Raw genomic sequence first — 2,274 nt, forward strand, 5'->3', positions numbered from 1 at the left:
TCATTCTCTCCTAGCGCGGTGGCTCTAGTTCTTCTTTTGCCACCGTTCTCATCTTTGGTTAGTCTAAACTACAGTCAAACTAAAGGGCAATAAAATCTATCTCCCTCAACTGGGCCAGATGCGATTTCATAACTCTCGCTCAATCCCAGATGGGTTTACCATCAAGGCTTGCACGGTTAGAAAACGTCAAAATGGTTGGTATATTTCCCTCAGAATAGAGGATAAATCTGTACCTGAATACAGCGCTAAACTTCTTGGTAATAATCCCAAAGTAATAGGGTGCGATTTAGGAATAACTAAGTTGGTTCACCTTTCTGATGGACATCAAATCGAGAATCCCAAGTTTGCAACCAACAAAAAAGCTAAGCGGACTCTAAAAAATAGACAAAGGCGAGTTAGCCGTAAGGTCAAAGGTAGCAAAAACCGCAAAAAAGCGGCTATCAGAGTTGGGCAATTTCATCAAAAGATTGGTAATAAACGTCAAGCTTACCTATGGAAAGTTGCTAACAAGATTGTGTCTCGCAACGTCGATGTGATTGCCCTAGAAGATTTAAACATCTCTGGGAGTGCGATTCGTTGATTAGTGAATCTCGGTAATCAATCCGTAAATAACTAATCCAGTGAAACTTGACCCCTAGGTTGAGCACTGAACTCTCAGATTGATGAAGGTGTAAGTCCTTCCCGCAAGATTCATGCGTGACTCCTTATCTGCCCACACCGACCAAGCTCAATTCTTGGAGAGTGAAGCTGGGAACAGGGTACAATCAGACAGCCGTTATGGGCTGACACTGATGCTAACAGGGAGTTCCCACGGTGAAACCGAGCCTAGAAAAGTAACTTAGATATAGGCAGGGCATAACATAAAAACCTTGACCTCATCAGAGATAAAACCCGACGCATCTTTTCCGGAATAGCGTTCAGAATCCGGGGTTTCTGATAGTTAAAATGGCTACACCTAACGGAACAATCAATCATCTGAGGGAACGAATAAAAACGACTTGAGAGTCATGGATACGTCGATTTCCATGTAGGTAAGATGAGATACGGAACTCTCTCAAGACGGGTAGGATGCGAAGTAATTCTCGCAAGGTATTCAGAAAATATTCAACGGAGCAGAGCATGATTAGGCACAGTGACAACGCTAGTGAATCTTGGAAGAATCTACCCTGGAAGAAATTCCGCAAAGATTTATTCCGCCTACAAAGAAGAATATTCAAAGCAGTTCGAGCAGGAAACACGCGGAAGGCAAGGTTTTTGCAAAAACTCATTCTGAAATCCAAAGCTGCAAGATTTCTAGCAATTCGACAAGTAACGCAGCTAAACGCTGGTAAGAAAACAGCAGGTGTTGACGGTGTAAAATCCCTAGACTTTACAGGACGTTTCGACCTAGAAACAATACTCAAAGAGTCGGCAGGTAATTGGCATCATCAAGGACTACGGGAAATCCCAATCCCTAAAAAGGACGGGACAACCAGAATGCTAAAAATCCCAACTATCGCGGATAGAATTTGGCAATGTCTCGCCAAATACGCCTTAGAACCAGCACACGAAGCAACTTTCCACGCCTACAGTTACGGCTTTAGAACTGGACGTTCCGCACATGATGCACAAAAACTCCTGTTCCTAAATCTACGCTCAAGCGCAAAAGGAATAGATAAACGAGTTATCGAACTCGACATTGAAAAATGCTTCGATAGGATTAGCCACACCACCATAATGGACAACTTGATCGCACCCAAATGTGTCAAGCTCGGAATCTTCCGATGCCTAAAAGCTGGGGTCAACCCCGATTTCCCGGAACAAGGAACTCCTCAAGGTGGGGTGGTGAGTCCCCTTTTAGCCAACATCGCTCTTAACGGGATTGAAAGTATTCATAGATACCATAAGGATGGGTTTAGAATAACCGATAAAACCCCAGCGTCAAACATTGTCGAAACATCAATCCGTTATGCGGATGATATGGTGATAATGCTTAGACCTCAAGACGATGCAGAAAAAATACTTGCCGAAATCGATAATTTTTTAGCAGCAAGAGGAATGATGGTAAGTGCTAAAAAGACCAAGATTACCGCTGCGACAGATGGCTTCGACTTTCTCGGCTGGCATTTCAAAGTGTTAAGCGACGGAAGATTTAAAAGCTACCCCTCAGTGGATAACTTTAAAAAATTCCGTTTGAAGGTAAAGAACATCGTTAATTGGTAAGGATTCAGGTCTGAAAAATGGGAATGAGCTCGGGCATAGGAAAGTAGTCACAAGAATGGGCAGAAATAGCCT

At 43.1% G+C, this 2,274-nt stretch carries 2 protein-coding genes; both read left to right on the forward strand.

Annotated elements, in window-relative coordinates:
• Positions 1 to 94: 94 nt before the first annotated feature.
• Positions 95 to 580, forward strand: a complete 486-nt coding sequence (locus tag QUA44_RS30395) for a transposase (protein ID WP_333257627.1) — start codon at positions 95 to 97, stop codon at positions 578 to 580.
• Between the two features lie 539 nt (positions 581 to 1,119).
• Positions 1,120 to 2,202 carry a reverse transcriptase domain-containing protein gene (locus QUA44_RS30400; protein ID WP_333257624.1) on the forward strand — a complete coding sequence of 361 codons (1,083 nt, stop codon included), beginning with the start codon at positions 1,120 to 1,122 and terminating at the stop codon, positions 2,200 to 2,202.
• The last annotated feature ends 72 nt before the right edge of the window (positions 2,203 to 2,274 follow it).

Source organism: Microcoleus sp. N9_A2, from assembly GCF_036701775.1.
Taxonomy (GTDB): domain Bacteria; phylum Cyanobacteriota; class Cyanobacteriia; order Cyanobacteriales; family Microcoleaceae; genus Microcoleus.

Excerpts from the sequence above, each read along its gene's own strand:
- QUA44_RS30400 (WP_333257624.1), top strand. The coding sequence starts at position 1,120 with ATGATTAGGCACAGTGACAACGCTAGTGAATCTTGGAAGAATCTACCC.